Source organism: Pseudoxanthomonas gei (genome assembly GCF_010119615.1).
Taxonomy (GTDB): Bacteria; Pseudomonadota; Gammaproteobacteria; order Xanthomonadales; family Xanthomonadaceae; genus Pseudoxanthomonas_A; species Pseudoxanthomonas_A gei.
Genome location: NZ_QOVG01000001.1, coordinates 390,693 through 417,485, shown reverse-complemented (window position 1 = coordinate 417,485; position 26,793 = coordinate 390,693). Strand labels below are relative to the sequence as shown.

Sequence of the window (26,793 nt, the reverse complement as noted above, 5' to 3'; positions counted from 1 at the left end):
GCGTCAGTCCCGAGCAGGCGGAAACCCGGGGACTTCGCTTTCAATGGCTTCGGATACGTGGATCCCCGCCTGAGCGGGGATGACGATCGCGGTAGACCGGGGATTCTCCAGTGCCTGAAAAACAGGTTTTACAGATCAGCAGGACACTTTCACCATGGCGCAAACAGACGAACTGCCGGTCAAGCCTTTCAAGACCCCGGCTGCCTGGGAAAAATGGCTGTCCGCCAATGCGGACGCGGCCGGGGTCTGGCTGAAGATCGCCAAGAAGGACTCGGGCATTGCCTCGGTGACCTACGCGCAGGCACTGGACATCGCCCTGTGCCATGGCTGGATCGACGGCCAGAAGAAAGGTTTCGACGAACAGTTCTTCCTGCAGCGCTTCACCCCGAGACGTCCGCGCAGCCTTTGGTCGAAGATCAACATCGGACACGTGGAACGGTTGACCGCTGCCGGCCTGATGCAGGCGCGTGGATTGCGCGAGGTGGAGGCGGCCCGGGCCGACGGCCGTTGGGAAGCGGCCTATCACGGCTTCTCGGTGATGGACGTGCCCGCCGAACTGGCGGCTGCATTGAAGAAAGACCGCAAGGCACAGGCTTTCTTCGACACCCTGGACAGGACCAACCGCTACGCATTCTGCTGGCGGGTGCACACGGCGAAGAAACCCGAAACCCGCGTCGCCCGCGCGGCGAAGTTCGCGGAGATGCTTGCTCGCGGCGAAAAGATCCATTGAGCCGGATCTTCCGCTCCAGGCGAAGTTTTTTTACTTGAACCTGCGCACGCTCAACCACGCACCCAGCGTCAACAGGCCAATGGCCACGCCCTGCGACCAGTGGGCTGCCGCCTGGCCGGCCACCACCAGCAGCAGTGTGGACAACAGCGGCGCCAGGTAGGAAAGACTGCCCAGCAGGGCAATGTCGCCGTGCTTGGTGCCGTGGTCCCATAGCAGGAAAGCGATGCCCACGGGGCCAAGCCCCATCAGTGCCAGCACACCCCACTGCAGCGGCGTGGGCAACACCGTCTGCTCGAATGCGGCATGCACCAGCGCGCCCAGCACGGCCACGCCTGCACAGGCCACGATGATCGCGCTGCTGCTGACCTGCGCATGGCGGCGGTTGAGCACCGAATAGGCGGCCCAGATCACCGCTGCACCCAGCGCGGCCAGGTAGCCGGGCAGGAATTGCGGCTGGATCTCGATGCCGCTGCCGCGCGTCACCAGGATCACCGCCGCGGCCAGTCCCAGCAGCGTTCCCGCGATCTGCATCCCGCGCACGCGCACGCCCGGCAGGAAGCTGGCGAACAGGACGATGAGCAGGGGCCACATGTAGTTCAGCAGGTTCGCTTCCACTGCAGGCGCGCGCTTCAGGGCGATGAAGTACAGCGCGTGGTAGCCGAACAGGGCCGTGGTCGTCAGCGCCAGCGCCGACATGGGCTGGCGCAGTTCAGCCCAGTTGCCACGCAAGCCGACCAGTACCAGGCCGGCCAGGGCGGCAAAGCCGAACCCCAGCGCCAGCACTTCGAAAGGCGGCAGTCCCGCGGTGGCCGTGGTCAGCAATGCCAGCGACGCCCACAGCAGGATCGCCAGCAATCCGCTCAGTGTTGCCTTGCCAGGGGGCGACACGCGGCGCGTCAGGGGATCAGCAGGAGGTCGGCGAAGCTGGTCACGCGGTGGTGGCCACGTGCCGCCGCACCGGTTCGCGGCGTGGCGTAGTCCTCGGGGCGGTCGACCAGCACCGTCTGCATCCCAGCGGTGCCGGCAGCATCCAGCTCTTCCACCACGTCGGACAGGAACAGGATGTCCGAGGGCTCCATGCCGATGCGCGCTGCGATGGCTTCATAGCTCGCGGCGTCACGCTTGCCGCCCACTTCGGTATCGAACCATCCCGAAAAAAGCGAAGTGAGATCCCCGGCCTCGCTATGCCCGAAGAACAGCTTCTGCGCGGCCACCGATCCGGAGGAATAGACGTACAGCGGCAGGCCCGCCGCGTGCCACTGGCGCAGCGCGGGTGCGGCGTCGGCATAGATGGGCGCGGCGAATTCGGCATCGCGATAGCCGGCTTCCCAGATCATGCCCTGCAGGGCTTTGAGAGCGGTGTGCTTGCGGTCCTGGTCGATCCAGCCCTGCAGCGTTTCGACTATGACCTCGTCGCTGCAGATGCTGCCATGTTCGATCGCCACCGCATCCAGCCACCTTCTCACTTCCGGGTCGTTGCGATGCTCGGCGACAAAGCCGGGCAGGGCATCGCGTGCATACGGGAACAGCACGTCCCGGATGAAGGAGATGCTGCTGGTGGTGCCCTCGATGTCGGTGAGGATGGCGCGCGGCGTGTTCAGGAGGAACTCCCCGGTTCATAGCGCGGGAATCGCTTGGCGATCTCCTCGCCGGTGAAGTGGCCCACCCAGCCGTCCGGCTCGGTGAAGAAACGGATGGCGATGAAGTTGGGCTCGTCGCCCATGTCGAACCAGTGCAGGGTGCTGTCGGGCACGGCGATCAGGTCGTCCTGCACGCATTCGATCTCGTAGACCTTGCCGTCCACGTGCAGGGTGAACAGGCCCGAGCCGGCGACGAAGAAACGTACCTCGTCCTCCTTGTGATAGTGCTCGTCGAGGAACTTGGCGCGCATGGTTTCGCGCTGCGGATGATCCGGCGAGATGCTGACCACGTCCACGCTCTTGAAGCCGCGCTCGGTGACCAGGCGGTCGATGTCGGTCCTGTAGGCGGCCATCACCTCATCCGGGCTGGCGCCAGGAGCCAGCGGATGCGACGCCTTCCAGCGCTCGAAGGTCACGCCGATCCTGTGCAGCTCGGTGGCGATGAAGTCGGGATCGAAGCTGGCGAACTCCGGGGTTTCCGGATTCTTTTCGTCGAAGATGCGCAGACGGCTCATGGCGGGGGCTCGAGTGTCGTGGAGAAGTGCAAGAGTAACAAACCGAGGAACCCCTTCTCCCCTTGTGGGAGAAGGTGCCCGCAGGGCGGATGAGGGGTGAACCGAGTCCGTGTACACAGCTCACCTATGACTGCCGCGGGACGCTGCTTGTTGCAAATCATCTGTGATTCAAGCGCTACAACTCCGCTCGCCCTCTCCCGCCGCGCAAGCGCGGCGACCTCTCCCACAAGGGGAGAGGTGGTACGAGGTCACCCCCGACAGCCCAGCTTGCGCAGCTCCAGCTCGCAATGGAACAGGAACTCGAAGGCTTCCAGGTGCCGCCGCGCCTCGGCCATGTCGCGGCCCCAGGCGTACAGGCCGTGGCCGTCGATCAGGTAGCCCCAGAGCTTCTGGCGGTCGAGTAGGGCATCGACCTGGGCAGCAAGCGTGGGCATGTCCTGGGTATTGGCCAGGACCGGCACGTCCATGCTGTCGTCGTGGGTGTTGTTGCCGTGGAAGGCCTTCTGCAGCTCGTATCCTTCCAGGCGGATATGGCCGGCCCCGGCGAACAGGCGCGAGGCGATGGTCTGCACGGGAGAGTGGGTGTGCAACACGCAGCCGATTTCCGGGAAGCGCCGGTACAGCTGCGTGTGCAGCAGGGTTTCGGCGGAAGGCCGGTGCGTGGTCGCCACGCCCTGGCCGTCGAAATCCACCACCATGATGTCGTCGACGGTCAGCTTGCCCTTGTCACGGCCCGATACGGTGATCGCGGCATGGCGCTCGTCCAGGCGCTCGGAGAAGTTGCTGCTGGTCGCCGGCGTCCACCCGGCCAGCGACAGCTCGCGTACGTTGGCGATGATGTCCTGCGCGAGTTCCTGCAGGCGGGAAGGGTTGTAGGGGAGTGCGCTCATGGCCCGAGTTTACAAAAACGCGGCCATAAACAAAAACGGCGCGGGAATCCGCGCCGTTTCCGGGTTGCAGGAACCGCTCCGTCAGGCTTGCGGACCTTCGTGGAAGGGAGGTTCGGCCGCGATGCGCGCATCTTCGGCGGCGACGCGCGCAGCATTGCCCGGGGCCAGGTCGCTGTTGCGGTAACCATAAAGCGCGTACACGACCAGGCCGATGATGGCCCAGCCGAAGAACAGGCTCAGCGTGTACAGCGACAGGTTGAGGAACAGCAGCAGGCAGCCGGCGATGGCGAGTGGGCACACCAGCCAGACCAGCGGAGTGCGGAACGGGCGCGGACGCGTGGGCTGGGTGCGGCGCAGGACCATCACCGCCACGGCCACCATCACGAACGCAAACAGCGTGCCCGAGTTGGAGATGTCGGCCAGCACGCCGACCGGGAACACGGCCGAGAAGATCGCCACGAAGATGCCAGTGATGATGGTGACCACGTAGGGCGTGTGGAACCGCGTATGCACCTTGGAGAGCACGGCTGGCAGCAGGCCGTCACGCGACATGGTGAAGAAGATGCGGGTCTGGCCGAAGATCATCATCAGGATGACCGAGGGCAAAGCCAGTGCCGCGGCCAGGCCGATCGCATTGCCCCAGCTCGGGAAGCCGAGCATGCGCAGCACGTGGGCCAGCGGTTCCTTGCTGCACACCAGCTCTTCGCTGGCCTTGCAGGCGGCCGCCAGTTCCGGGCTGCCGGGCAGCAGGGCCACGCCATCAGCGCCGAAAATTGGTTGTGAGCCCGAGGCGCCGACCGCGCCGTAGCCGACCAGCATGTAGAAGATGGTGCAGACGGTGAGCGAGGCGATCAGCCCGATCGGGATGTTGCGGTTGGGGTTCTTGGTTTCCTCGGCTGCCGTGGAGACCGCGTCGAAACCGACATAGGCGAAGAAGATCGACGCCGCCGCACCCAGCACGCCGACCCCGCCCAGCGGGCTGCCCCAGCCGGTCGGGAAGAACGGTTCGAAATTGGAGGATTGCGCCGCAGGCACCGCGATGATGATGAAAGCGATCAGTGCCGCCACCTTGATCAGGACCAGGACCGCATTGACCTTGGCCGATTTGGAGGTGCCGATCACCAGCAGGAAGGTCACCACCAGGCCGATCAGGAAGGCCAGCAGGTTGAACGAGCCACCGTCCATCGGACCGGTACGCAGCGCTTCGGGCAGGGCCATGGACCCGGGTTGCACCAGGCCGAACAGGTCGCTGTGGATCAGCAGGCCGTTCATGTAACCCGACCAGCCTACCGAGACTGCACAGGCGGCCACGGCATATTCCAGCACCAGGGCCCAGCCCACGGCCCAGGCCAGGCCTTCGCCGAGCACGCCATAGGTGTAGGTGTAGGCGGAACCGGATACCGGCAGCATCGAAGCAAGTTCGGCATAGGCAAGCGCTGCAAGGGCGCAGACCAGCGCGGCGATCACGAACGCTACCATCATCGCCGGCCCGGCCTTCTGGCCCGCTTCGGCGGTCAGGACGAAGATACCGGTGCCGATGATGGCGCCGATGCCCAGCATGGTCAGTTGGAAGGCGCCCAGCTGTCGCTTCAGCGACTTTCTTTCGGCGGTGGCAAGAATTTGGTCGAGCGGTTTGACACGCCAAGATGACATTCGGTGGTTCCCCAGAGCCGGTGATATGCAGGCCGTGCCCGGCTGCGGATGGCCGGAACGGGTTTGCCGAACCTTACCCGTCACACTTTGGTCGCACAAGCGTCGTGATCGCGAGGTAGGCGATAATCCAAGCCTGAACAGGCAACCATGAAGTCACCGCACATGCCGCAACCGATGCAGGTCAGTCCTCTCCTCGCACAACAGTTGGTCGATTATCTTGCACGCTGGCCGGCTGAATCCGGCGTGGTTCAGTCGTTCCTGGAATTGCTCGGCGATGGTCAGGATCCCTTCCAGCGCGAACGCCTGCATGGCCACTTCACCAGCGGCGCCTGGCTGGTCAGCGCCGATGGCCAGCGCATCCTGATGACCCACCACCGCAAGCTGGAGCGCTGGCTGCAGCTCGGCGGCCATGCCGATGGCGAGCGCAACATGGCGGTGGTGGCGTTGAAGGAAGCGCAGGAAGAATCAGGGCTGCCAGGACTGACCGTGGATGGCGGGGAAATCTTCGACCTGGACCGGCACTGGATTCCCGAGCGCAAGGACGTGCCGGGCCACTGGCACTACGACGTGCGCTACGTGGTCCGCGCCGGCGCCAATGAGGATTTCGTGGTCAGCGAAGAATCCCTGGAACTGGCATGGCGGCCGATCAGCGAGGTGGCCAACGATGCCGACGAATCAATGAGCCGCATGGCCAGGAAGTGGCTGGCGGGCAACAGGTCGTAAGAGCGAAAGCTTGTAGGAGCGACGCAAGTCGCGAAGCAGTGGACAACTGAACTGCCATGAGCTTCGCGACTCGCGTCGCTCCTACAAAAAAACTCGGGTCAATAGAGGACGCGTGTGCGCAGGGTGCCGGGGATCGCCATCAGCGCTTCCTTCAGGTCCACCGCCTGCAGGTCGGTGGCCGACACGTCGATCACCACGTAGCCGACCTTGGCATCGGTGCGCAGGAACTGGCCGTCGATGTTGATGCCGTGCTTGCCGAAGATCTCGTTGACCTGCGACAGCACGCCGGGCACGTTGCGGTGGATGTGCAGCAGGCGATGGCTGGCGGCATGCTCGGGCAGCGTCACCTCGGGGAAATTGACCGCCGACAGGGTCGAGCCGTTGTCGCTGTAGCGCACCAGCTTGGCCGCTACCTCTATGCCGATGTTGTCCTGCGCCTCCAGCGTGCTGCCGCCCACGTGCGGGGTCAGGATCACGTTGTCCTTGCCGGCCAGCGCCGAGACGAAGGCATCGCCATTGCCCTTGGGCTCGATGGGGAACACGTCCACCGCCGCCCCGCCGACCTGCCCGGATTCCAGCGCCGCGCTCAGCGCCTCGATGTCGACCACGGTGCCGCGCGAGGCATTGATCAGGTGCGCGCCGCGCTTCATCCGGGCGATCTGCGCCGCGCCGAACATGTCGCGGGTCGCGGCGGTTTCAGGCACGTGCAGGGTGACCACGTCCGAACGTTCCAGCAGCTCGTCCAGGCTCAGGGCCGGGCGCGCATTGCCCAGCGACAGCTTGGTTTCGATGTCGTGGAAGACCACGTTCATGCCGATGGCCTCGGCCAGCACGCCGACCTGGGTGCCGATGTGGCCGTAGCCGACGATGCCCAGGGTCTTGCCGCGCACCTCGTGGCTGCCGGCCGCCGACTTCGACCAGCCGCCGCGGTGGCATTCGGCGCTCTTCTGCGGAATGCCGCGCATCAGCATGATGGCCTCGGCGATGACCAGCTCGGCCACGCTGCGGGTGTTGGAATAGGGGGCGTTGAACACCGGGATGCCGGCCAGTTCGGCGGCGTCCACGTCGACCTGGTTGGTGCCGATGCAGAAGCAGCCGATGGCCATCAGGCGGCGGCCATGGGCCAGGATTTCCGGGGTGAGCTGGGTGCGCGAGCGGATGCCGATGATGTGGGCTTCGGCGATGCGGGCCTTCAGTTCGTCCTCGGGCAGGGACTTGGCATGGACCTCGATCTGCGAATAGCCCGCCGCCTTGAAGGTGTCGATGGCGGTCTGGCTCAGGCCCTCTAGCAGCAGGATGCGGATGTCGTGCTTCGGGTACGAGGTCTTCTTCTTCGACATGCGGGCTGCGGGCATCGGCTGAGGGAGTTTCACTATGCCAGAAGGAAGGGCGGGGTTGCTGCACTGCGTCAGGCCCGGCTACAGGTGTGCGGGTCGATCGTCGCGCCATGGACCTGGCAGGGGACTAATGTTCTGCGCAAAAGGCAGCCGACCAAGATCGGCTCTCCAAGGCAGGGTCGGCTGGGCTGGGTTGACCTCTTGCCGGGACAGCAAATCTGTCCTCGGGAACAGCAAATCGCCATTCCCGAACAGCAAATCGCTCTTCGGGAAGAGCAAATCGGCATTCGGGAAGAGCAAATCGCTCTTCAGTAAGAGCAAATCGGCATTCGGGAAGAGCAAATCGCTCTTCGGGAAGAGCAAATCGGTATTCGGGAAGAGCAAATCGGCATTCGGGAAGAGCAATCGGTATTCGGGAAGAGCAAATCGCTGCTCCGGAGAAGCACATCGGTCTTCCGAAAGGGCAAGGCGCTGTTCGGGAAGCCCGAAGTGCGCTTCGATAGCTGTAAGACGCGCTCCGGATCGGTGAAAAGTTCCTGGGGCAGGGGGCGCGCTCCGCTGGGCCTGCAGGCGCAGCGGGCGGCCTTTCTTGTGGACGCACCGCAGCATCGCTGGCACGCTGGCGGCCCCTCACGTGTCCTTTGCCCATGACCGATCCGCGCCTGACCGACCTCGTGCAAGCCGTTCCGGCCTTGCGCCTGAAGACCGAGCCGTCCGACCTGGAGCATTACGGCCGCGACTGGACCCGGCGCTGGACCCCGGCGCCGCTGGCGATTGCCTTGCCGGGCACGGTCGAGGAGGTGCAGGCGGTGGTGCGCTGGGCCAGCCAGCACGGCGTGGCGGTGGTGCCCTCGGGCGGCCGCACCGGCCTGTCTGGCGGCGCGGTGGCCGCGAACGGAGAGCTGGTGCTCAGCCTGGAGCGCATGAACCGGGTGCTGGACTTCAATGCGGTGGACCGCACGCTGACTGTGCAGGCCGGCATCGCCCTGGAAGCGGTGCACAACACGGCCCGCGACCACGGGCTGGCGTATCCGGTGGATTTCGCCTCGCGCGGGTCGTGTTCCATCGGCGGCAACATCGCCACCAACGCCGGCGGCATCCGCGTGATCCGCTACGGCAATACCCGCGAATGGATCGCCGGCATGAAGGTGGTCACCGGCACCGGCGAGCTGCTCGACCTCAACCGCGGCCTGATCAAGAACTCCAGCGGCTACGACCTGCGCCACCTGATGATCGCCTCGGAAGGCACGCTGGGCATCGTCGTCGAAGCCAGCCTGCGCCTGACCGATCCGGCGCCGGCCAGCAACGTGATGCTGCTGGCCTTGCCGTCGTTCGAGGTGCTGATGCAGGTGTTCTCCGCCTTCCGCGAACGCCTGCAGTTGCAGGCCTTCGAATTCTTCACCGACCGCGCCCTGCACCACGTGCTGGCGCATGGCGCGCAGAAGCCGTTCGAGGAAATGCACCCCTATTACGTGGTCACCGAATTCGCCTCCGGCGACGAGGTCCAGGAAGCCGCGGCGATGGCGGCGTTCGAGGCCTGCATGGACAGCGGCTGGGTCAGCGACGGCGTGGTCAGCCAGAGCGACGCCCAGGCCGCGCAGTTATGGCGGCTGCGCGAAGCCATCACCGAAGCACTGGCGCCGTACAAGCCCTACAAGAACGATGTGTCGGTGCGCATTTCGGCGATGCCCGCCTTCCTCGAGGAAACCCAGCAGCTGCTGGGTAAGGCCTATCCGCATTTCGAAGTGGTCTGGTTCGGCCACATCGGCGACGGCAACCTGCACATCAACGTGCTGAAGCCGGACGACATGGACAACGCGGAATTCGTCGGCCAGTGCGAACAGGTGACCACGCTGCTGGCCGCTTCGCTGCAGAAGCACGAAGGCAGCATCTCCGCCGAGCACGGCATCGGCCTGGTGAAGAAGGGTTACCTGGAAAGCACGCGCAGTGCGGCGGAGATCGAGGTGATGCGGGGGATCAAGCGCGTGCTGGATCCGCAGGGGATATTGAATCCGGGGAAGTTGTTCGACGTTTGAAATATTTTGCGGTTGGCTTGATCGGTTTTCTCCTCTCCCCTTGCGGGAGAGGATGCCGGTAGAGCCTGCCCCCGAATGCTTTAGTCGGGGGGGGCAGGAGAGGGGGCGGGAGCGTAGCGAGCGTGCTTTTGTTCATTACACTCGAGATAGTCCGTCGCCATATTGCACAGGCTCCGGCTTCCCCTCTCCCGACCTTCGGCCACCCTCTCCCGCAAGGGGAGAGGGGAGAAACCAAGCTATCGGCTGCCCTCTTCCGGCCCCCTGCTAAAACACTCGAGGGCAGGCTCTTCGGCCACTTTCTCCCACAAGGGGAGAGGGGAAGCACCAAGCTACCGGCTACCGGCAAACAGCTAACAGTTACAGGTAACGGCCGTCAGCCTCAATCCGCGCGCCCGCCAAACTCACCCGTAGTGGTATTCACCAGCACGCGTTCGCCGTTGACGATGTACTCGGGCACCATGATTTCCAGGCCGGTGCTCAGCTTGGCCGGCTTCGGGCGCTTGGTGGCGCTGCCGCCTTTCAGTTCCGGGGGCGTTTCCACCACTTCCAGGGTCACGTGCTGGGGCAGCTGCAATGCAACGGGCTGGTCGTCGATGATCTGCACATAGCTGCCAGCCAGGCCATCGGCAATGTAGCCGGCATCGTCGCCAATCACGTCGGCGTCGAAGGTGTAGGGCGTGTAGTCCTCGTCATCCAGGAACACGAAGGCGTCGCCATCCTTGTAGGAATAGGTGGCCTGGCGGCGCGAGACCTCGACTTCCTTCAGGTCATCATCGCCACCGACGCTGAGGTCGTATTTCACCGCGCCGGGAATGCTGTACAGGGTGAAGCGGAACTTGACGTTGCCGCCGCGGCCCTGCGGCGCGCTGCGCTCGATGTCGCGCACCTGGTAGACGGTGCCGTTGTGTTCGAAGACGTTGCCTTTCTTGATTTCGTTGGCTTTCATTTGGTGGGCCGGAGGTGAGGAGTGAGGAGTGAGGAGTGAGGAGTGAGGAGAACGCGTGGGGATGAAGGCTTTTACACTTCACTCTTCACCCTTTGCCATTGACCGCAATCCTTTATTTGGGCGCCAGGCGCACCGCGCCATCCAGGCGGATGGTCTCGCCGTTCAAGTAGCGGTTCTGGACGATGAAGGCGACGGTCTCGGCGAATTCCTCGGGCTTGCCCAGGCGCGCCGGGAAGGGGATGGAGGCGCCCAGCGACTTCTGCACGTCCTCGGGCATGCCGTCCATCATCGGCGTCCAGAAGATGCCCGGGGCGACGGTCATCACGCGGATGCCGAAGCGCGAAAGTTCGCGCGCCATCGGCAGGGTCATGGCGATTACGCCGCCCTTGGAAGCCGAATAGGCGGCCTGGCCGATCTGGCCCTCGAAGGCCGCCACGCTGGCGGTATTGATGATCACGCCGCGCTCGCCATCCTCGCCGGCGGCGTTGTGCTGCATCAGGTTGGCGGCGGCCTTGGCCACGTTGAAGCTGCCGACCAGGTTGACCAGCACGGTGCCGCGGAAATTGGCCAGCGGCATGGGTGCTTCCCGGCCCAGCACGCGGCCGGCACCGAGGATGCCGGCGCAGTTGATGGCGGCATTCAGTCCGCCCAGGAATTCGTGCGCGGCCTCGACACTGGCGGCGACGCCGTCCTCGTCGGACACGTCGGTGCGGAAGTAGCGCGCCTTGTCCTCGCCCAGCGCGGCCACCGCGGCGGCGCCCTTGTCGTCGTTGACGTCGAACAGGGCCACGCGGGCGCCGTGGCCGACCAGGTGCTGGGCGACGGCCAGACCCAGGCCGGAAACGCCGCCGGTGATGATGGCGCGGGTGTCGGAAAGCTGCATGCGGAAAGTCCATCGCGGGTAAGGCCCGCATTTTACGTCATCGGCAACGGTCGCCTGGCGCTGGTCGGCTATTGCAGGAGCGTTGTAGGAGCGACGCAAGTCGCGAAGCTGGCCATCCGTCCTTGCTCGCGACGCATCCCGGCCTGTCGCGCTCGCCGGCGATGACCATGACCACATGGGCGGATGTTGGTTGCGCGACGCAATCACCTTCCATCGGTCCGCATGGGTGCCGGAGTTTCCCGGCTTCGCGACTTGCGTCGCTCCTACAACGCTCCTAGACAGACGCGGGAGGTGGCTGGAGATCGAGCGCGTAGAAGGTATTGCAGCCGCCGTGGCCGGTGGCGCCGAGGGGCGCGCCCAGGCGCTGGAACCCGCTGCGCTCATACAGGCGCATGGCCGCGTCCATGCCGCCCAGTGTTTCCAGGTAGCAGCGGCTGAAGCCGAAGCCACGCGCGGCCTGCAGGCAGCGGGCCATCATTGCGGCGCCGGCGCCCAGGCCGCGCGCTTCAGGCAGGAAATACATCTTGCGCAATTCGCAGGTGCCGGCATCGCCACCTTCCAGTGGCGCAACTCCGCCGCCGCCGAGGATCCGGCCATCGCGTTCGACCACGAAATAGGCTGAGCGCGGTTCGGCATACGCACGACTCATCCAGTCGACTTCGGGATCATTGATGGCGAAGCCGCAACCCACCGCGCCGAACTCGGGCATGACCGTGCGGATGATCGCGGCAATCGCGGGGTCATCGGACGCTTCGATCGGACGGATGCGGTAGCCAGGCTCAGCCATTGGACACGCGCTCCTCGGGCGAACGCAGGCGACTGGCGAATTCATCCGGGGTCAGGCCTGGTGCGAACAGGAAGCCCTGGCCGACCGGTACTCCGAGCTGCAGCAGGAACTGGCGCTGGGCCTCGGACTCCACGCCCTCGGCCACCAGTCCCAGCCCCAGGCTGCGCGCGATGGCCGAGACCGCCTGGCACACGGCCACGTCGGAACGGTTGTTGGGCACGCCTTCGGTGAACAGCTGGCTGAGCTTGAGGCCGTGGATGGGAAGCCGGCGCAGGTAGTTGAGCGCGCTGTAGCCCTCGCCGAAATCGTCGATGGTCAGGAGCACGCCCAGCGCGCGCAGTTCGGCAAAGGTCTTGAGGGTGGCCGGTGCGTCCTCGATCAGGACGCGCTCGGTGAATTCCAGTTCCAGTGCCGCGCCCGGCAATTCGTACTCGGCCAGGACCGCGCGCACGTTCTCGGCCAGGTCCTCGCCGGCGAACTGGCGGTAGGAAACATTCACCGCCACCCGCACGATGCCCAGCCCCATGTCATGCCACTCGCGGACCTGGCGGCAGGCTTCGCGCAGCACCCAGCTGCCGATGCGGACGATGTCGCCGGTGGTCTCGGCATGGCTGATGAAGAGGTCGGGGCGCAATTCGCCGAGCTGGTGGTTCTGCCAGCGGATCAGGGCCTCGGCGGCGACGATCTGGCCGCGGCGCAGGTCGACCTGCGGCTGGTAGACCAGGCGGAATTCGTTGTTGTCGACGGCGCGCCGCAGTTGCGTTTCGATCTGCAGGCGGTCCTGCTGCCGGCGCGCCAGGTCCGGCGTGAATGCCTGCCAGCCATTGCGGGCCCGGTGCTTGCTGTCGTACATGGCGATGTCGGCGTTCTGGATCAGCTGCTGCGGGCGCACGCCGTCCTCGGGTGCCCGCGAGATGCCGATGCTGGCGGTGATCGCGAATTCATCCTTGTCGAAGCGGAACGAGTCGGCGAAGGCCGCGAGCACGGCGTCGGCCAGGTGTTCGGGCTGTTCGGCATCGCCACTGGTGTCGCAAAGCACCAGGAATTCATCGCCGCCGAAGCGCGCGACCAGGCCTTCGGTGCCCACCGCGCCCTGGATGCGCGCGGCGGCCTGCATCAGCAGTTCGTCGCCGGCGCTGTGGCCGAGCACGTCGTTGACGGTCTTGAACCGGTCCAGGTCGATGTAGAGCAGGGCGACGTTGGCGTGGACAGGATCGATCAGCCGGGTACCGAGTTCGTTGAGCACCGCATCGCGGTTCATCAGCCCGGTAAGCGGGTCGGTGCGGGCCTGGATGCGCAGGGTTTCCTCGGCGCGCTTGTCCGCCGAAATGTCCTGCAGCGTGCCGGTGATGCGCGAGGTGGAAGGGTCGCCGGCTTCGGCTTCGCCAATGACCCGGATCCAGAAGGGATGGCCGTCATCGCGGCTGCCCTGCAGTTCCAGGTCGAAGCCGCCGCCGGTATCGACCACCTTCTGCATCGCGCCGCGGAAGCGGCGGCGGTCGGGATCGCGCAGGCAGGACAGCATCTCTTCGATATTGGCTGGCGGCTGCAGGGCGCCGAGGATGCGGATCGCCTCGTCGGTCAGGTAGACCAGGTCGCGGCCGGTATCCCACTCCCAGCCGCCGATATGCGCCAGCGACTGGGCACGGTCGAACAGGGCGCTGTCGCGCTTGAGCGCGGTGACGTCGCTGAAGATGGAGGTGACCTGCGCCGGTTTCTCGCCACCGGGCGCGAACTGCGGCACCGAAGTCACGGTCAGCCAGATCAGTTGCTTGCTTTGGCGGTGATACAGGCCCATCAGCATGCTTTCCACGACCTGGCCGGTCTGCAGGGCGCGATGCGCCGGCAATGCTTCGCTGCTCAGCTCGTGGCCGTGTTCGTCGACGATGCGCCAGCGGTCCAGCTGCAGCTCGTCGGCCAGCCGCTTGCCTTCGCCGATGCCGAAGATGCGCATCGCGGCGCGGTTGGCGTAAACGATGTCGCGGGCGCTGTTCTGCACCAGGATGCCCTTGTCGATGACTTCCATCAGCTCGCGATAGCGCAGTTCCGCCTCGCGCCGCTTGCTCAGGTCGCGCGCGACCGCAACCAGGCTCTTGCGTCCGTCGAAGACGAAGTTGGCCGAATGCACTTCCACCGGGAAGCGGGTGCCGTCGCCCCGCATGTTGGTCACTTCGATGACATAGGTATCGCCGCGGTTCAATGCTTCCCACACCGGCGTCATGTGGTCGTGCGGCAGTTCCGGGTTGAGGACGTTGATGTTCTTGCCGACGATGGCGGCCCGCGGACGCTTGTAGGCGGTCATGCCGGCCTTGTTGAGGTCGAGCACGGTGCCATCCTCGGACAGGATGCTGACCGGGTCGGGCACCGCGTCGAACAGCGCGCGATATCTCAATAACGCCCAGTGCTTCTGGGTGATGGTGGCGCGCAGCAGCGCTGCGGCCTGGGTCATGATCGTTCGGGTCGGCGCGTCCAGTGCGGGATCGGCGCCGGCCTTGTCGAGCGATGCCATCACCGCGGCCGGATCGTCGTGAATGGAGGCGTCCAGGGCCACGTCAGCCGGATCAGAGTCAACCGCATCAGAGTCAACCTGTTCCCGCTCCGTGGGCGCCTGCATGTTCATGTCGCCGCCAGTGCCCTCGAGACCTTGCTGCCGGTGTCGCGGCCGAGCAGGGCGGACAGCCAGAGACCCGTTTCGCTGAGCCTGGCCAGGTCTACCCCTGTTTCCATGCCCAGTCCATGCAGCAGGTAGACCACGTCCTCGCTGGCCACGTTGCCGCTGGCGCCCTTGGCATACGGGCAACCCCCGGTGCCGGACACGGCCGAGTCGATCACCGCGACTCCTTCTTCCAGGCACGCCAGGATATTGGCCAGGGCCTGGCCGTAGGTGTCGTGGAAATGCACGGCCAGCGCAGGCAGCGGCACTTCGCTGGCGACGGCTTTGAGCATTGCGCGGGCCTTGTGGGGGGTGCCGACGCCGATGGTATCGCCCAGCGAGATTTCGTAACAGCCCAGTGCGTGCAGGCGCGAGGCGACCCGCACCACGTCCGCCAGCGGCACCTCGCCCTGGTAGGGACAGCCGAGCACGGTGGAGACGTAGCCGCGCACCCTGACTCCGTCGGCCCTGGCCCGTTCCAGCACCGGGCGGAAACGCTCGATGGACTCGTCGATGCCGGCGTTGATGTTCTTGCGGTTGAAGGCCTCGGAGGCGGCGGTGAACACGGCCACTTCCTGTGCGCCGACGGCCAGGGCGCGCTCATAGCCCTTCTCGTTGGGAACCAGCACCGGATACGAGACGCCGGGCTTGCGTTCGATGGCGCTGAATACCTCGGCCGCGTCGGCCAGTTGCGGCACCCACGACGGACTGACGAAACTGGTGGCTTCGATGCTGCGCAGGCCGGTTTGCGATAGCCGGTTGATCAGTTCGATCTTGGCCGCGGTGGCGATGATCGACTTCTCGTTCTGCAGGCCATCGCGCGGCCCGACTTCGACGATGCGAACCGGAAAAGTCACAGCGGTGCTTCCATCTGCGCGCGCAGGGCCACGCTTGCCGCGTCGACCCGCTTGAACAGGCGCCGGCGCCTGGGCAGCGATCCACGCAACGACGCCGCAACGGCGGCGGCACCGTGCCGAGACTGTCGCTTGCTGGTGCCAGGCCCGTTCTTCCGATGACGCAAATGCATGCAACGAACTCCGGCGTTATTCACTGCAAACGCAGGGTGCGGCAATTTGCGGACGTCAGCCTCGCAGCGGGGCGAAGGGGTCACGGCAGCGGCTCCAGGGTGGCCAGCACCGCATCGGCATCAACGAAGTCGCCGGCAACGGCGCGCAGCTCGGCCACGATGCCGTCGCGTGGCGACCGGATCGCCAGTTCCATCTTCATGGCTTCCATGACCAGCAGTTCCTGGCCAGCGACGACCGTCTCACCTGGCTGGGCCTTGACCACCACGACCCGACCCGGCATCGGCGCGATGATGCGGCCATCGTTACCTGCGGATGCCGCGGTCTGCGGCAGGTAAGCCGGAACCGGGACCAGTTCCAGGCGCCGTTCGCCATCATGGACCATGACCTTGCGGGGATCGGCGCGTACCTGGAAACGGCGGGCCTGGGCGTCCATGCGCAAGCTCAGCAGCCCGTCCGCCATGCGCGCGCCCTGGATCACGGCCACGGCGTGCGGGGCCTCGATGCGGTAGTCGCCATTGGCACCGTGCGCGCCCACGGCAAGCGCCTCGCCGCGATGCAGGAACGCCAGCAGGCGCCCGCCGGCGTGGCCAAGCCGCCAGCCATCGGCGATGGCCCAGGGCGAGCCGGGATCGGTGGAATCCGCGGCCTGTGCGCGTGCGTCCGACTCCTGCATCAGCAGTGTTGCGGTGGCCGCGGCGACCAGCAGGTCCGGATCGATTCCCGCCGGCGGCATGAACTCGTCCAGGTGGCGATCCAGGTAGCCGGTGTCGATGCTGGCGTCGACGATGGCCGGATGCCGCACCAGTTGTTCCAGGAATCCGATATTCGACTTCGGCCCCACGATCTCGCAGTGCGCCAGCGCTTCGCGCAGGCGTGCCAGGGCCATGGCCCGGGTCTGGTCCCAGACGATGAGCTTGGCGATCATCGGGTCGTAGAAGATGCTGACGGCGTCGCCTTCGACCACGCCCGAATCGATGCGCACATGCGCCGAGGGGGCGGGCAGCAGCAGGGTCTCGAGCTTGCCCGAGCCCGGCAGGAAACCGGCTTCCGGATCCTCCGCATACAGGCGCACTTCGATGGCATGCCCGTGCTGGGGCACCTGCTGCTGTTGCAGCGGCAGCTCGTCGCCCGCGGCAATACGCAACTGCCATTCCACCAGGTCCAGGCCGGTGGTCAGTTCGGTCACCGGATGCTCGACCTGCAGGCGCGTGTTGATTTCCATGAAGTAGAACGCGCCGGCCGGGTCGACGATGAATTCCACCGTGCCGGCGTTGACGTAGTCGATGGCGTGCGCGGCCTGCACCGCCGCATCGCCCATCGCCTCGCGCATCGCGGGCGTCAGGAAAGGCGAGGGTGATTCCTCCAGGACCTTCTGGTAGCGGCGCTGGGCCGAGCATTCGCGTTCGTTGAGGTGGATGGCGTGGCCGTGGGCGTCACCGAATACCTGGATCTCGATATGGCGCGGCGACTGCACGTAGCGTTCCAGCAGCACGCGGTCGCGGCCGAAGGCATTGGCGGCTTCGCGCTGGCAGCTTTCCAGCTGGGGCAGGAATTCATCCAGCCCGTGCACGATGCGCATGCCCTTGCCGCCGCCGCCATGGGCGGCCTTGATCATCAGCGGAAAGCCGATGCGCGCGGCTTCCCGCGACAGCACGTCGGGTGACTGGTCTTCGCCGGTGTAGCCGGGCACCACGGGTACGCCGGCGGCGGCCATCAGATCCTTGGCGCCGGCCTTGCTGCCCATCTTGCGCATCGAGGCGGCCTTGGGGCCGATGAAGGCGATGCCCGCGCTTTCCACCGCGTCGGCGAAGTCGGCGTTTTCGGAAAGGAAGCCGTAACCCGGGTGGATGGCCTGCGCGCCGCTGCGAATGGCGACATCCAGGATGGCATCGCCACGCAGGTAGCTGTCCGCCGGGCGGGGGCCGCCTATCGGATAAGCCTCGTCGGCCTGGCGCACGTGTTGTGCATCGGCATCGGCTTCGGAATAGACCGCCACCGTACGTATGCCCAGGCGGCGGCAGGTACGGATCACGCGGCAGGCGATTTCGCCGCGATTGGCGATCAGCACTTTGGAGAACATCGGGTTATTCCGGACGATGGCACACCGCCTCTATGTTGTGGCCGTCGGGATCGATGATGAAGCCGCCGTAGTAATGGGGGTGGTAATGCGGGCGCAGGCCGGGAGCGCCGTTGTCGGTGCCGCCGGCCACGATGCCGGCCGCGTGGAATGCATCCACCTGGCTACGGTTGTCGACGGTGAAAGCGACATGGGTATGCGCGGCCACACCACGTGGGTCGTTGCCGATCCAGAAGTCGGGCTTCTGGTCGCGGCCGAAGCCCGCCGCCCAGCTGCCGTCATCGGTCTGCTCGGGAGTGACTTCCATCACCAGCGACACGCCGATGGCAGCGAGCACCTGCTCGTAGAACGCCTTGCTGCGCGGGTAGTCCGATACGGGAATGCCAATGTGGTCGATCATCGCTTGTCCTCCTTGCCTGCCCATGAGGGCGTTCGTTTATCCAGGAAGGCGGACAGCCCTTCCTGGCCTTCGGGAGAAACGCGCAGGCCGGCAATGAGGCTGGCATTGGCCTGGTCCTGCGCCTCACCATCGGCTGTCGCCAGCACGCGGGCGACCAGCGACTTGGCCCCGGCCGCCGCGCGCGGCCCTGCTTTCAGCAGCAGGTCGATCTGGCGTTGCACCGCCGCGTCCAGCTGGTCGCTGGCAACCACCTGGTGCAGCAGCCCGATCTGCAGCGCGGTCTGCGCGTCGAAAAGTTCCGCCGTGGCGAACCAGCGCCGGGCCTGGCGCGGCCCGATGGCGGCGATGACATAGGGGGAAATGACCGCCGGAAGCAGGCCCAGCCGGCTTTCGGTCAGGCCGAACCTGGCCTCGGGCACGCCGATGGCGATGTCGCAGCACGCCACCAGGCCGACGCCGCCACCGAAGGCGGCGCCATGGACGCGCGCGATGGTGGGTTTGGGCAATTCATCCAGCGTGCGCATCAGCCGGGCCAGGGCCAGCGAATCCTCGCGATTGGCCGCCTCGCTGGCCGCAGCCATGCCGCGCATCCAGTTGAGGTCGGCGCCGGCGGAAAAGGATGGGCCTGCGCCCTCCAGCACCACCACGCGAACGCCCGCGTCGGTAGCCGCCGTCGCCAGGGCCGCGGTCATCCCGGCGATCACCCCGGCGTCGAAGGCGTTATGCAGGTTGGGCCTGTTCAAGCGCAGGCGCAGTACTTCGCCTTGGTGTTGCTGCAGCAGCATTTCCGACATCACAACCCTCCCGGCGGCGAGGCCGAATGATAGCCGGTGGCGCCGGCAAGGCGATTGCGCCCCACCGATGATAGAATGAGAACAGTTCCTATTTGGTGGCTCCGTGACCCTGAACGACCTGCCCAGGCGCAACCCCGCCATCGTTGAATCCGTGGACGACATCACTCCCAACGACAACATCGCCCGCCGCCTGCGCGAGCTTGGCTTCGTGGCCGGCGAGCAGGTCGAGGTCGTGGCGGAAGGCCCATTGGGTGGCGAACCGCTGCTGGTGCAGGTGGGTTTCACCCGTTTCGCACTGCGCCGTTCGGAAGCGGCGCGCGTGCGACTGCACGCCGGGGGAAAAACCGCATGAGCGCGCTGGTTCCCCTGAGGCTTGCACTGGTCGGTAGCCCGAACTGCGGCAAGACCGCGCTGTTCAACCAGCTGACCGGCAGCCGGCAGAAGGTGGCCAATTACGCCGGTGTCACCGTGGAACGCAAGGAAGGGCGCCTGCAGGGCGCCAGCGGACGCCATTACGCGTTGCTGGACCTGCCCGGCGCCTACAGCCTGCATGCGGCCAGCCTGGACGAGGCGATCACCCGTGACCTCTGCCGTGGGTTCCTGCCCGGCGAGCCGGCCCCCGACGTACTGGTATGCGTGGTCGACGCGACCAACCTGCGCCTGCACCTGCGCTTTGCGTTGGAGGTGCGCGAGCTGGGCAAGCCGATGATCCTGGCGGTGAACATGGCCGACGTGGCCCGCCGTCGCGGCGTCACAATTGACCTGGCCCTGCTGGAACGCGAACTGGGCGTGCCGGTAGTGGAGACCGTCGCGGTCAGGCGCAATGGCGCCAGCGAGCTGCTTGGGCAAATCGAGGGCATGGCCGCGCAACCGCATGCGCCCCGCAGGCAACTGGCCGAAGGGGCCGACCTGCACCAGGAAACCCGCCGCCTGCTTTCGGCGGCGGTCAGCATGCCCACGCGTACCGCCAGGGTCGACGATGCACTGGACCGCTGGCTGCTGCATCCGGTGTTCGGCCTGCTGGCGCTGGCGGTGGTGATGTTCCTGATCTTCCAGGCCGTGTACGCCTGGGCCAAGCCACTGATGGACCTGATCGATGCCGGCACCGGCGGGCTGGGCGGGGCGGTGGGTGCGGCGTTGCCGGCCGGTCCACTGAACAGCCTGCTGGTCGATGGCATCATCGCCGGCCTTGGCGGGGTGATCGTGTTCCTGCCGCAGATCCTGATCCTGTTCGCTTTCATCCTCGCGCTGGAGGAATCCGGCTACCTGCCGCGGGCCGCGTTCCTGCTCGACCGGATGATGGCTTCGGCGGGCCTGTCCGGGCGCTCCTTCATTCCGCTGTTGTCGAGCTTTGCCTGTGCCATCCCCGGCATCATGGCCACGCGCTCGATCCAGGATCCACGTGACCGGCTGGCCACCATCCTGGTCGCGCCGCTGATGACGTGTTCGGCGCGCCTGCCGGTTTACGCGCTGCTGATAGGTGCCTTCATTCCGCAGAAAAAGGTCTGGGGCGTGTTCAACCAGCAGGGGCTGGTGTTGTTCGGCCTGTATGCCGCCGGCGTGCTCAGCGCATTGCTGGTGTCGTGGGTGATGAAGAAATGGCGTCGCGACAAGAGCGAACATCCGCTGTTGCTGGAGTTGCCGTCCTACCGCATCCCGCATCCGCGCGACCTGCTGATCGGGCTGTGGGAACGCGCCTGGATCTTCCTGCGCCGGGTCGGTGGCATCATCCTGGCGCTGACCATCCTGCTGTGGTTCCTGCTCTCGTTCCCGGCCGCGCCGCTGGACGCGACCCTGCCGGCGATCGACTACAGCTTCGCCGGCCGCATCGGCCATGCGATGACCGCCATCTTCGCGCCCATCGGTTTCAATTGGCAGATCTGCATCGCGCTCATCCCGGGCATGGCGGCGCGCGAGGTGGCCGTGTCTTCACTGGCCACCGTGTACGCCTTGTCGGCGGTCGATGACGATGCCGCCGCCCGGGCGCTGACGCCGCTGATCTCCGATGGCTGGTCACTGGCCACCGCGCTGTCGCTGCTGGTGTGGTTCATCTATGCGCCGATGTGCATTTCCACCCTGGCCACGATCAAGCGCGAGACCAACTCGTGGCGGAAGATGTCCTTTGCCACCATCTACCTGTTCGCATTGGCGTATGGCGCCTCGTTCGTGACCTACCAGGTCGCGGTGCTGCTGGGGGCAGGGTGAGTACGTCGCTGCTGCTGCAGTACGTGGTCATTGCGCTTGCCGTGGTGGTGAGCGCCTGGGTGGTGGCCAGCAAGCAGTTCCCGGGCAGCGTGCGCAAGCTGCGCGTTGCATTGGCATTGCCGTTGTTGCGGCAGGGCCGGCCCGCGTGGGCGCGTGCGATCGGGCTGCGGATCTCGCCCGTGGCGCAATCGGGTGACGGCGCCTGTGGTGGCTGCGACAACTGCGGGCCGGCAACCCCAAAGCGCTGACCCGGCCCCGTAAAAGAAGCCCCGGGGCAACCGCAGCAGCGACGCAAGCCGCGAACTGCCATCAAGGAAGCAGCGCTTCCTTTCCTTCTGTCAGTTTGCCGACTCGCGTCGCTCCTGCGACGTCCTGCAACTTCTGCGCGGGCCTGGCCCGCTCAGTGATCCCTGCGTCCGCGCAAGCCCTTCAGGTCATTGCGCGGCACTGCTTCCACGGCAAGGGTGAAAGTGCGTTCCTCGTTGAGCTGCATCGCGCCCACGCCCACCACATGGCGCGCAATCTCGTCGCCACGGTCGTTCCTGATCGTCAGCACCACCGTGTATTCCCAGGGACCGCCATCGGGTGGATGGCGGACCGTGCCCTGCACGCGCAGGGGCACGATGGTTTCCGCGACGCGTTTGGCCGTGACTGCCGCCTCATCGAAGCGGAGATGATGCTTGCACGCCGGACAGACGCTTGCGCTCTCCAGGATAGTGGTCTTGCAGTGCGGGCAACTGCGTGTGGCGCCCGCCGTGCCCGGACGCGGCGTGCTCATGAAGCCGCGTCGTTGCCTGCATCCTTGTTGGCGCTGCCGGATTTACCGGAGGTGGCCTTGGTTTCTTCCCAGCCGAAGTCGGCCTGTCCGCGCATGCGGGAACCCGCTGCAACGGTGAGTGAGCCGGCCTTCAGGTCGCCGATGATCACGCCCGAACTCAGCAACTCGACGCGGGAGGCGGACTCGATATTGCCTTCCAGCTCGCCGGCGATGGTGACCTTCTTGGCCCGCACGCCGCCGTTCAACTTGGCGCCTGTTTCGATGGTCAGGTCGCCCTGCACGTTGACGTCGCCCTTGAACTTGCCGGCGATGCGGATATGACCCGTGCCCTCGATCTTGCCCTCGATGGTCAGGTCAGCGGCAATCAGCGACTCCTTGAGTTCGCGCTCGTTGCTGGCGACCGGTGCCGGGCGCGGCGGGGCCGTGGTGGTGGGCGAGAAATCGGCCGCCGCAGGCGGGTCGCGCTGTGTCACGGGCTCGGGTGGCAGCGGGATCGAATCCTTTCGGGCGGGGTTCTGATCCTTCCAGATAGACATCGGTATGGCTCCAGCAAAGTACGGGGGATTGCAGACTATCGCCTCGCGGCCACGTTCGTGCTGTGACTTGGCTCACCAAACGCCCAGTGCAGCGCACACTTGGCCAAGGGACTTCAGGTAAACACTTACACATGCACACATGCCGGTCAGAAGTATCCAGCCGCCGGTTTCATTCCATTACATCCTGAATACGCCGATCCTGGCCGGCTCGATCCGCGCGTTCAACGAAGCGGAGATCGCCAGCCCCAATACGCGTCGCGTATCCGCAGGATCGATGATGCCGTCGTCCCACAAGCGGGCCGTGGCATACCAGGGGCTGCCCTGGGATTCGTACTGGTCGCGGATCGGCGCCTTGAAGGCCTCTTCCTCTTCGGCGGACCATGCCTTCCCCGAGGCCTCGATGCCGTCGCGGCGCACCGTTGCCAGCACGCTGGCGGCCTGCTCGCCGCCCATCACGCTGATCCGCGCGTTCGGCCACATCCACAGGAAGCGCGCGCCGTAGGCACGTCCGCACATGGCGTAGTTGCCGGCGCCGAAGCTGCCGCCGATGACCACGGTGAACTTGGGAACCGACGAGCACGCCACGGCGGTCACCATCTTGGCCCCGTCCTTGGCGATGCCGGCGTTCTCGTACTTCCTGCCGACCATGAAGCCGGTGATGTTCTGCAGGAACACCAGCGGGATGCCGCGCTGGTTGCACAGCTCGATGAAGTGCGCGCCCTTGAGCGCGCTCTCGGCGAAAAGGATGCCGTTGTTGGCGATGATGCCGACCGGGTAGCCGTGCAGGTGGGCGAAACCGGTGATCAGGGTCTTGCCGTAGCGCGCCTTGAACTCGTCGAAGCGGGAACCGTCGACGATGCGGGCGATGACCTCGCGGATGTCGAACGGCCGGCGGGTGTCCTTCGGCACGATGCCATACAGCTCATGTGCCGCATGCAGCGGTTCCTCGCTGGGGCGGACCGCCACGGCCAGTGTCTTGATGCGGTTGAGGTTGCCGACCAGGTTGCGGGCGATCTGCAGGGCATCGCGGTCGTCCTCGGCGAAGTGGTCGGCGACGCCGGAGACGCTGGTGTGCACGTCGGCGCCACCGAGGGCTTCGGCATCGACTATTTCGCCCGTTGCCGCCTTCACCAGCGGAGGGCCACCCAGGAAAATGGTGCCCTGTTCCTTGACGATGATGCTCTCGTCGCACATGGCGGGCACATAGGCGCCGCCTGCCGTGCAGCTGCCCATCACCACGGCTATCTGCGGGATGTTCTCCGCGCTCAGGCGGGCCTGGTTGTAGAAGATGCGGCCGAAGTGCTCCCGGTCCGGAAAGACCTCGTCCTGCAGGGGCAGGAAGGCGCCGCCGGAATCGACCAGGTAGATGCAGGGCAGGCGGTTCTCGCGCGCGATTTCCTGCGCGCGCAGGTGCTTCTTCACCGTCATCGGGAAATAGGTGCCGCCCTTGACGGTCGCATCGTTGGCCACGACCACGACTTCCAGGCCCTGCACCCGGCCAATGCCGGCGACCATGCCGGCACCTGGCGCTGCACCGTCGTACATGTCCTCGCCTGCGAGCGGCGCGATTTCAAGGAACGGCGAGCCGGGATCCAGCAGGGCGGTGATGCGGTCGCGGGGAAGCAGCTTGCCGCGCTCGGTGTGCTTGTCACGGGCCCTGGCGCCGCCCCCTTCGGCGGCGCGGACAAGGCGGCGGTCCAGTTCGTCCACCAGGGCGCGGTGATAGGCGGCGTTGTCGATGAAGTCGGCAGAGCGGGGATCGAGTTGCGAAGTCAGTACCGACATACGATCGGAGCCTGCTGTGAGGAGGCAGCAAGGATACAACCCGATCCCCGAAAGCCCCAGACGCAACAAGGCCCGCGGTTGCGGGCCTTGTTGGAATGCAGTCGCCGGCCGTGGCCCGTGGCTTATTTCTTGGCGGCAGCTTCGGCCTTGTCGGCGGCTTCGGCAGCCTTGTCGGCAGTGGCCTGGGCAGCGTCGGCAACCGCATCGGCGCTGGTGGCGGCGGCGCCCTGCACGGCGTTCTCGGCGGTGTTGGCGGCGTCGGTCACCGAGGCGGCGGCCGAATCGGCGGCGGCAGCGGCAGAGTCGGTCGCGGCAACCGCGGAGTCGGTGGCGGCCGTCGCGGCCTGGTCAGCCTGCGCCGCAGCCTGGTCGGCGGTTGCAGCAGCGTCGTTGGCGGCCTGGTCGGATTCGGACTTGGTGCAGGCGCTGAGGGCCAGTACGGAAGCGGCCAGCAGGACAATGAGCTTGGTCTTCATGTTTATCTCCGGAAGTGATGGGAACAACAGATCGGCAACGCAGGCGAAGTCTGGTGAGCCATGGTCCCGGCCTGATAGTGAAAAAGGCCGCCGGCATGCGCCGACGACCTTCTTGTTCTACGAAAAGCGGAAGCTATATCTTTCGATATTACTTCTTGGCTTCTTCTGCAGCGTCCTTAGCCTGCTCGGCCGTGTCGGCAGCGGCTTCGGCCGTGTCGGCAGCGGCGTCAGCAGCAGCGGCGGTCGGGGCAGCAGCAGCGTCGGTAGCGGCGGTGGCAGCAGCGTCAGCAGCCTGGGCGGCAGCGTCGGCGGAGGTCTGGGCAGCGTCGGCCGTGGCAGCGCCGGTGGCGGCAGCAGCGTCAGCAGCAGCCTGGGCTTCGGTGGCGGTGGCAGCAGCGTCGGTCGCGGCGTCAGCAGCCTGCTCTTTGTTCGAGCAAGCGGCCAGGGCCAGGCCCAGAGCCAGCGCGATCAGCGTCTTGTTGATGGTCATTTTGGAATTTCCTCGTCGTTTAGTTGGCAACGCGCTATTGCGCGCCGGGTGACATGATGACAATCCGGATTCGGCTGTCAAGCGGTTGCGCAGTTATTTTTGTCAACGCTTCGTTAAACGTAACATAACGTACGGTTTTGTCACACTATTTCGATCGCTATCGCAGTGGCTTCGCCGCCGCCGATGCACAGGGAGGCGATTCCGCGCTTGCCTCCGCGGGCACGCAGCGCATGTACCAGCGTCACCACCAGGCGGGCACCGGAGGCACCGATCGGGTGGCCGAGCGCCGTGGCGCCGCCATTGACGTTCACCTTCGCGTGCGGGATTCCCAGTTCCTGGATCGGGGTCATGGCGACCACGGCGAACGCCTCGTTGATCTCGAACAGGTCCACGTCCTCGACCTTCCAGCCGACCTGCTTGAGCAGTTTTTCAATTGCGCCCACCGGCGCCGTGGTGAACCACTGCGGCTCCTGGGAAAAAGTGCTGTGGCCGACGATGCGGGCCAGCGGGGCGATGCCGCGCTTGGCCGCTTCCTCGGCGCTCAGCAGGATGGTGGCCGCGGCGCCGTCGGAGATGCTGGACGAGCTGGCGGCGGTGACCGTGCCGTTCTTGTTGAAGGCAGGTTTCAGTCCCGGGATCTTGCTGACGTCGGACTTGCCCGGCTGCTCGTCGGTGGCGTACTCGACCTCGCCCTTGCGGGTGCTGACCTTGACCGCGACGATCTCGTCGTTGAAGGCGCCCGAGGCCTGCGCCGCCTGGGCACGCTTCACCGATTCGATGCTGTAGGCGTCCTGCGCTTCCCGGCTGAAGCCATGCTTCTCGGCAGTCGCATCGGCGAATACGCCCATGGCCTGGCCGTCATAGGGATTGACCAGGCCGTCCCATGACATGTGGTCCACGGCCTGGAAGTTGCCGAAGCGGTTGCCGGTGCGGGAGTTGGGCAGCAGGTGCGGGGCGTTGGTCATCGACTCCATGCCGCCGGCAACCACGATGCTGGCCGAACCGGCCCTGATCAGGTCGTGGCCCAGCATGATCGCCTTCATGCCCGAGCCGCAGACCTTGTTGATGGTGGTGCAGCCGACGGACGTCGGCAGGCCGGCGGCCAGTGACGCCTGGCGGGCGGGCGCCTGGCCCAGGTTGGCCGGCAGCACGCAGCCCATGATCACTTCGGAGACATCGGCGGCGGCAATGCCGGACTGTTCCAGCGCGGCGGAGATTGCGGCGGCGCCAAGTGTCGGGGTGGGCACGCCAGTGAACTGGCCGAGGAAGGAACCGATCGCGGTGCGCTTGGCAGCGGCGATGACGATGTCGGACATGGTGATGCTCCTGCGGGGGTTTGTCGGCCGATTATCGCGGCCCGCCGACCCAGCGGCAAATGAGACTGCAGGCACGCCTGCAAGGGCTGGCGGAAATTGCGGTGTTTGGGTGTAG

The 26,793-nt window shown here is 66.0% G+C and carries 28 protein-coding genes; 6 read left to right on the top strand and 22 right to left on the bottom strand.

What is annotated here, in order from left to right; genetic code table 11:
- Positions 1 to 154 precede the first annotated feature (154 nt).
- Complete coding sequence (locus tag DT603_RS01875) at positions 155 to 730, top strand: YdeI/OmpD-associated family protein (protein WP_162348141.1); 576 nt, start codon at positions 155 to 157, stop codon at positions 728 to 730.
- A 30-nt stretch (positions 731 to 760) separates the two neighbouring features.
- On the opposite strand, the gene yddG is transcribed toward DT603_RS01875, so the two are convergent.
- The 5 genes from yddG to DT603_RS01850 form a co-directional block, all read right to left on the bottom strand.
- Positions 761 to 1,618 carry an aromatic amino acid exporter YddG gene (gene yddG / locus DT603_RS01870; RefSeq protein ID WP_211368232.1) on the bottom strand — a complete coding sequence of 286 codons (858 nt, stop codon included), beginning with the start codon at positions 1,616 to 1,618 and terminating at the stop codon, positions 761 to 763.
- An 8-nt stretch (positions 1,619 to 1,626) separates the two neighbouring features.
- A complete protein-coding gene (mtnC, locus tag DT603_RS01865; RefSeq protein WP_162348349.1) occupies positions 1,627 to 2,331 on the bottom strand; it encodes an acireductone synthase in 705 nt (234 codons plus the stop codon).
- Positions 2,328 to 2,885, bottom strand: a complete 558-nt coding sequence (locus tag DT603_RS01860) for a 1,2-dihydroxy-3-keto-5-methylthiopentene dioxygenase (protein WP_162348140.1) — start codon at positions 2,883 to 2,885, stop codon at positions 2,328 to 2,330. The genes mtnC and DT603_RS01860 overlap by 4 nt, the downstream gene beginning before the upstream one ends.
- A 248-nt stretch (positions 2,886 to 3,133) precedes the next feature.
- Entirely contained in the window at positions 3,134 to 3,775 is a 642-nt protein-coding gene (locus tag DT603_RS01855; RefSeq protein ID WP_162348139.1) for a methylthioribulose 1-phosphate dehydratase, read from the bottom strand.
- Positions 3,776 to 3,856: 81 nt separating this feature from the next.
- Positions 3,857 to 5,428, bottom strand: a complete 1,572-nt coding sequence (locus DT603_RS01850; protein ID WP_162348138.1) for an amino acid permease — start codon at positions 5,426 to 5,428, stop codon at positions 3,857 to 3,859.
- Between the two features lie 147 nt (positions 5,429 to 5,575).
- Between DT603_RS01850 and DT603_RS01845 the strand changes: the two genes are divergently transcribed.
- Entirely contained in the window at positions 5,576 to 6,151 is a 576-nt protein-coding gene (locus DT603_RS01845) for an NUDIX hydrolase (protein WP_246191518.1), read from the top strand.
- A 98-nt stretch (positions 6,152 to 6,249) separates the two neighbouring features.
- Here the strand turns inward: DT603_RS01845 and serA are convergent, their stop codons facing one another.
- Positions 6,250 to 7,491: a phosphoglycerate dehydrogenase gene (gene serA / locus DT603_RS01840; RefSeq protein WP_162348137.1), complete on the bottom strand. Its 1,242-nt coding sequence runs from the start codon at positions 7,489 to 7,491 to the stop codon at positions 6,250 to 6,252.
- A 78-nt stretch (positions 7,492 to 7,569) separates the two neighbouring features.
- Positions 7,570 to 8,106, bottom strand: coding sequence for a hypothetical protein (locus tag DT603_RS01835; protein ID WP_162348136.1), 537 nt, complete (start codon positions 8,104 to 8,106; stop codon positions 7,570 to 7,572).
- A 29-nt stretch (positions 8,107 to 8,135) separates the two neighbouring features.
- Between DT603_RS01835 and DT603_RS01830 the strand changes: the two genes are divergently transcribed.
- Positions 8,136 to 9,524 (top strand): FAD-binding oxidoreductase, encoded by a 1,389-nt coding sequence (locus DT603_RS01830; protein WP_162348135.1) that lies wholly within the window; start codon positions 8,136 to 8,138, stop codon positions 9,522 to 9,524.
- 379 nt (positions 9,525 to 9,903) lie between these two features.
- Here the strand turns inward: DT603_RS01830 and yeiP are convergent, their stop codons facing one another.
- The 9 genes from yeiP to DT603_RS01785 form a co-directional block, all read right to left on the bottom strand.
- On the bottom strand, positions 9,904 to 10,470 hold the full coding sequence (gene yeiP, locus DT603_RS01825; RefSeq protein ID WP_162348134.1) for an elongation factor P-like protein YeiP: 567 nt from the start codon (positions 10,468 to 10,470) through the stop codon (positions 9,904 to 9,906).
- Between the two features lie 112 nt (positions 10,471 to 10,582).
- Positions 10,583 to 11,353 carry an SDR family NAD(P)-dependent oxidoreductase gene (locus DT603_RS01820; protein WP_162348133.1) on the bottom strand — a complete coding sequence of 257 codons (771 nt, stop codon included), beginning with the start codon at positions 11,351 to 11,353 and terminating at the stop codon, positions 10,583 to 10,585.
- A 274-nt stretch (positions 11,354 to 11,627) separates the two neighbouring features.
- On the bottom strand, positions 11,628 to 12,140 hold the full coding sequence (locus DT603_RS01815) for a GNAT family N-acetyltransferase (protein WP_162348132.1): 513 nt from the start codon (positions 12,138 to 12,140) through the stop codon (positions 11,628 to 11,630).
- Positions 12,133 to 14,754 (bottom strand): sensor domain-containing protein, encoded by a 2,622-nt coding sequence (locus DT603_RS01810; RefSeq protein ID WP_246191517.1) that lies wholly within the window; start codon positions 14,752 to 14,754, stop codon positions 12,133 to 12,135. Before DT603_RS01810 ends, DT603_RS01815 begins: the two co-directional genes overlap by 8 nt.
- Before the next feature lie 2 nt (positions 14,755 to 14,756).
- On the bottom strand, positions 14,757 to 15,650 hold the full coding sequence (locus DT603_RS01805) for a hydroxymethylglutaryl-CoA lyase (RefSeq protein WP_162348131.1): 894 nt from the start codon (positions 15,648 to 15,650) through the stop codon (positions 14,757 to 14,759).
- Positions 15,647 to 15,820, bottom strand: coding sequence for a hypothetical protein (locus DT603_RS16015; RefSeq protein ID WP_162348130.1), 174 nt, complete (start codon positions 15,818 to 15,820; stop codon positions 15,647 to 15,649). The genes DT603_RS01805 and DT603_RS16015 overlap by 4 nt, the downstream gene beginning before the upstream one ends.
- 80 nt (positions 15,821 to 15,900) lie before the next feature.
- Positions 15,901 to 17,901: an acetyl/propionyl/methylcrotonyl-CoA carboxylase subunit alpha gene (locus DT603_RS01795; RefSeq protein ID WP_162348129.1), complete on the bottom strand. Its 2,001-nt coding sequence runs from the start codon at positions 17,899 to 17,901 to the stop codon at positions 15,901 to 15,903.
- Between the two features lie 4 nt (positions 17,902 to 17,905).
- Positions 17,906 to 18,298 carry a VOC family protein gene (locus DT603_RS01790; protein WP_162348128.1) on the bottom strand — a complete coding sequence of 131 codons (393 nt, stop codon included), beginning with the start codon at positions 18,296 to 18,298 and terminating at the stop codon, positions 17,906 to 17,908.
- A complete protein-coding gene (locus DT603_RS01785) occupies positions 18,295 to 19,092 on the bottom strand; it encodes an enoyl-CoA hydratase-related protein (protein ID WP_162348127.1) in 798 nt (265 codons plus the stop codon). The genes DT603_RS01790 and DT603_RS01785 overlap by 4 nt, the downstream gene beginning before the upstream one ends.
- Positions 19,093 to 19,195: 103 nt before the next feature.
- Between DT603_RS01785 and DT603_RS01780 the strand changes: the two genes are divergently transcribed.
- From DT603_RS01780 to DT603_RS01770, 3 genes are read left to right on the top strand one after another with little or no spacing between them, the layout of a single operon-like run.
- Entirely contained in the window at positions 19,196 to 19,444 is a 249-nt protein-coding gene (locus DT603_RS01780) for a FeoA domain-containing protein (protein ID WP_162348126.1), read from the top strand.
- Positions 19,441 to 21,297 carry a ferrous iron transport protein B gene (feoB, locus tag DT603_RS01775; RefSeq protein WP_162348125.1) on the top strand — a complete coding sequence of 619 codons (1,857 nt, stop codon included), beginning with the start codon at positions 19,441 to 19,443 and terminating at the stop codon, positions 21,295 to 21,297. The genes DT603_RS01780 and feoB overlap by 4 nt, the downstream gene beginning before the upstream one ends.
- The gene (locus DT603_RS01770; protein ID WP_162348124.1) at positions 21,294 to 21,545 is read left to right on the top strand and encodes a DUF6587 family protein; all 252 of its coding nucleotides are present in this window, start codon (positions 21,294 to 21,296) and stop codon (positions 21,543 to 21,545) included. The genes feoB and DT603_RS01770 overlap by 4 nt, the downstream gene beginning before the upstream one ends.
- Before the next feature lie 152 nt (positions 21,546 to 21,697).
- Here DT603_RS01770 and DT603_RS01765 read toward each other — a convergent pair whose 3' ends face one another.
- The 6 genes from DT603_RS01765 to DT603_RS01740 all read right to left on the bottom strand — a co-directional run bounded on the left by DT603_RS01765 (position 21,698) and on the right by DT603_RS01740 (position 26,678).
- Entirely contained in the window at positions 21,698 to 22,075 is a 378-nt protein-coding gene (locus DT603_RS01765) for a hypothetical protein (protein ID WP_162348123.1), read from the bottom strand.
- Positions 22,072 to 22,611 (bottom strand): bactofilin family protein, encoded by a 540-nt coding sequence (locus DT603_RS01760; RefSeq protein ID WP_162348122.1) that lies wholly within the window; start codon positions 22,609 to 22,611, stop codon positions 22,072 to 22,074. The genes DT603_RS01765 and DT603_RS01760 overlap by 4 nt, the downstream gene beginning before the upstream one ends.
- A gap of 177 nt (positions 22,612 to 22,788) precedes the next feature.
- Positions 22,789 to 24,396, bottom strand: a complete 1,608-nt coding sequence (locus tag DT603_RS01755; protein ID WP_162348121.1) for a carboxyl transferase domain-containing protein — start codon at positions 24,394 to 24,396, stop codon at positions 22,789 to 22,791.
- Between the two features lie 122 nt (positions 24,397 to 24,518).
- Positions 24,519 to 24,872 carry a hypothetical protein gene (locus DT603_RS01750; RefSeq protein WP_162348120.1) on the bottom strand — a complete coding sequence of 118 codons (354 nt, stop codon included), beginning with the start codon at positions 24,870 to 24,872 and terminating at the stop codon, positions 24,519 to 24,521.
- A 148-nt stretch (positions 24,873 to 25,020) separates the two neighbouring features.
- Positions 25,021 to 25,362, bottom strand: a complete 342-nt coding sequence (locus tag DT603_RS01745; protein ID WP_162348119.1) for a hypothetical protein — start codon at positions 25,360 to 25,362, stop codon at positions 25,021 to 25,023.
- Positions 25,363 to 25,502: 140 nt separating this feature from the next.
- Positions 25,503 to 26,678 (bottom strand): thiolase family protein, encoded by a 1,176-nt coding sequence (locus DT603_RS01740; protein ID WP_162348118.1) that lies wholly within the window; start codon positions 26,676 to 26,678, stop codon positions 25,503 to 25,505.
- Positions 26,679 to 26,793 lie beyond the last annotated feature (115 nt).

Excerpts from the sequence above, each read along its gene's own strand:
- DT603_RS01875 (WP_162348141.1), top strand. The coding sequence starts at position 155 with ATGGCGCAAACAGACGAACTGCCGGTCAAGCCTTTCAAGACCCCGGCT.
- DT603_RS01860 (WP_162348140.1), bottom strand. The coding sequence starts at position 2,885 with ATGAGCCGTCTGCGCATCTTCGACGAAAAGAATCCGGAAACCCCGGAG.
- DT603_RS01855 (WP_162348139.1), bottom strand. The coding sequence starts at position 3,775 with ATGAGCGCACTCCCCTACAACCCTTCCCGCCTGCAGGAACTCGCGCAG.
- DT603_RS01850 (WP_162348138.1), bottom strand. The coding sequence starts at position 5,428 with ATGTCATCTTGGCGTGTCAAACCGCTCGACCAAATTCTTGCCACCGCC.
- DT603_RS01845 (WP_246191518.1), top strand. The coding sequence starts at position 5,576 with ATGAAGTCACCGCACATGCCGCAACCGATGCAGGTCAGTCCTCTCCTC.
- serA (WP_162348137.1), bottom strand. The coding sequence starts at position 7,491 with ATGTCGAAGAAGAAGACCTCGTACCCGAAGCACGACATCCGCATCCTG.
- DT603_RS01830 (WP_162348135.1), top strand. The coding sequence starts at position 8,136 with ATGACCGATCCGCGCCTGACCGACCTCGTGCAAGCCGTTCCGGCCTTG.
- yeiP (WP_162348134.1), bottom strand. The coding sequence starts at position 10,470 with ATGAAAGCCAACGAAATCAAGAAAGGCAACGTCTTCGAACACAACGGC.
- DT603_RS01820 (WP_162348133.1), bottom strand. The coding sequence starts at position 11,353 with ATGCAGCTTTCCGACACCCGCGCCATCATCACCGGCGGCGTTTCCGGC.
- DT603_RS01815 (WP_162348132.1), bottom strand. The coding sequence starts at position 12,140 with ATGGCTGAGCCTGGCTACCGCATCCGTCCGATCGAAGCGTCCGATGAC.
- DT603_RS01810 (WP_246191517.1), bottom strand. The coding sequence starts at position 14,754 with ATGCAGGCGCCCACGGAGCGGGAACAGGTTGACTCTGATGCGGTTGAC.
- DT603_RS16015 (WP_162348130.1), bottom strand. The coding sequence starts at position 15,820 with ATGCATTTGCGTCATCGGAAGAACGGGCCTGGCACCAGCAAGCGACAG.
- DT603_RS01795 (WP_162348129.1), bottom strand. The coding sequence starts at position 17,901 with ATGTTCTCCAAAGTGCTGATCGCCAATCGCGGCGAAATCGCCTGCCGC.
- DT603_RS01790 (WP_162348128.1), bottom strand. The coding sequence starts at position 18,298 with ATGATCGACCACATTGGCATTCCCGTATCGGACTACCCGCGCAGCAAG.
- DT603_RS01785 (WP_162348127.1), bottom strand. The coding sequence starts at position 19,092 with ATGTCGGAAATGCTGCTGCAGCAACACCAAGGCGAAGTACTGCGCCTG.
- feoB (WP_162348125.1), top strand. The coding sequence starts at position 19,441 with ATGAGCGCGCTGGTTCCCCTGAGGCTTGCACTGGTCGGTAGCCCGAAC.
- DT603_RS01765 (WP_162348123.1), bottom strand. The coding sequence starts at position 22,075 with ATGAGCACGCCGCGTCCGGGCACGGCGGGCGCCACACGCAGTTGCCCG.
- DT603_RS01760 (WP_162348122.1), bottom strand. The coding sequence starts at position 22,611 with ATGTCTATCTGGAAGGATCAGAACCCCGCCCGAAAGGATTCGATCCCG.
- DT603_RS01755 (WP_162348121.1), bottom strand. The coding sequence starts at position 24,396 with ATGTCGGTACTGACTTCGCAACTCGATCCCCGCTCTGCCGACTTCATC.
- DT603_RS01750 (WP_162348120.1), bottom strand. The coding sequence starts at position 24,872 with ATGAAGACCAAGCTCATTGTCCTGCTGGCCGCTTCCGTACTGGCCCTC.
- DT603_RS01745 (WP_162348119.1), bottom strand. The coding sequence starts at position 25,362 with ATGACCATCAACAAGACGCTGATCGCGCTGGCTCTGGGCCTGGCCCTG.
- DT603_RS01740 (WP_162348118.1), bottom strand. The coding sequence starts at position 26,678 with ATGTCCGACATCGTCATCGCCGCTGCCAAGCGCACCGCGATCGGTTCC.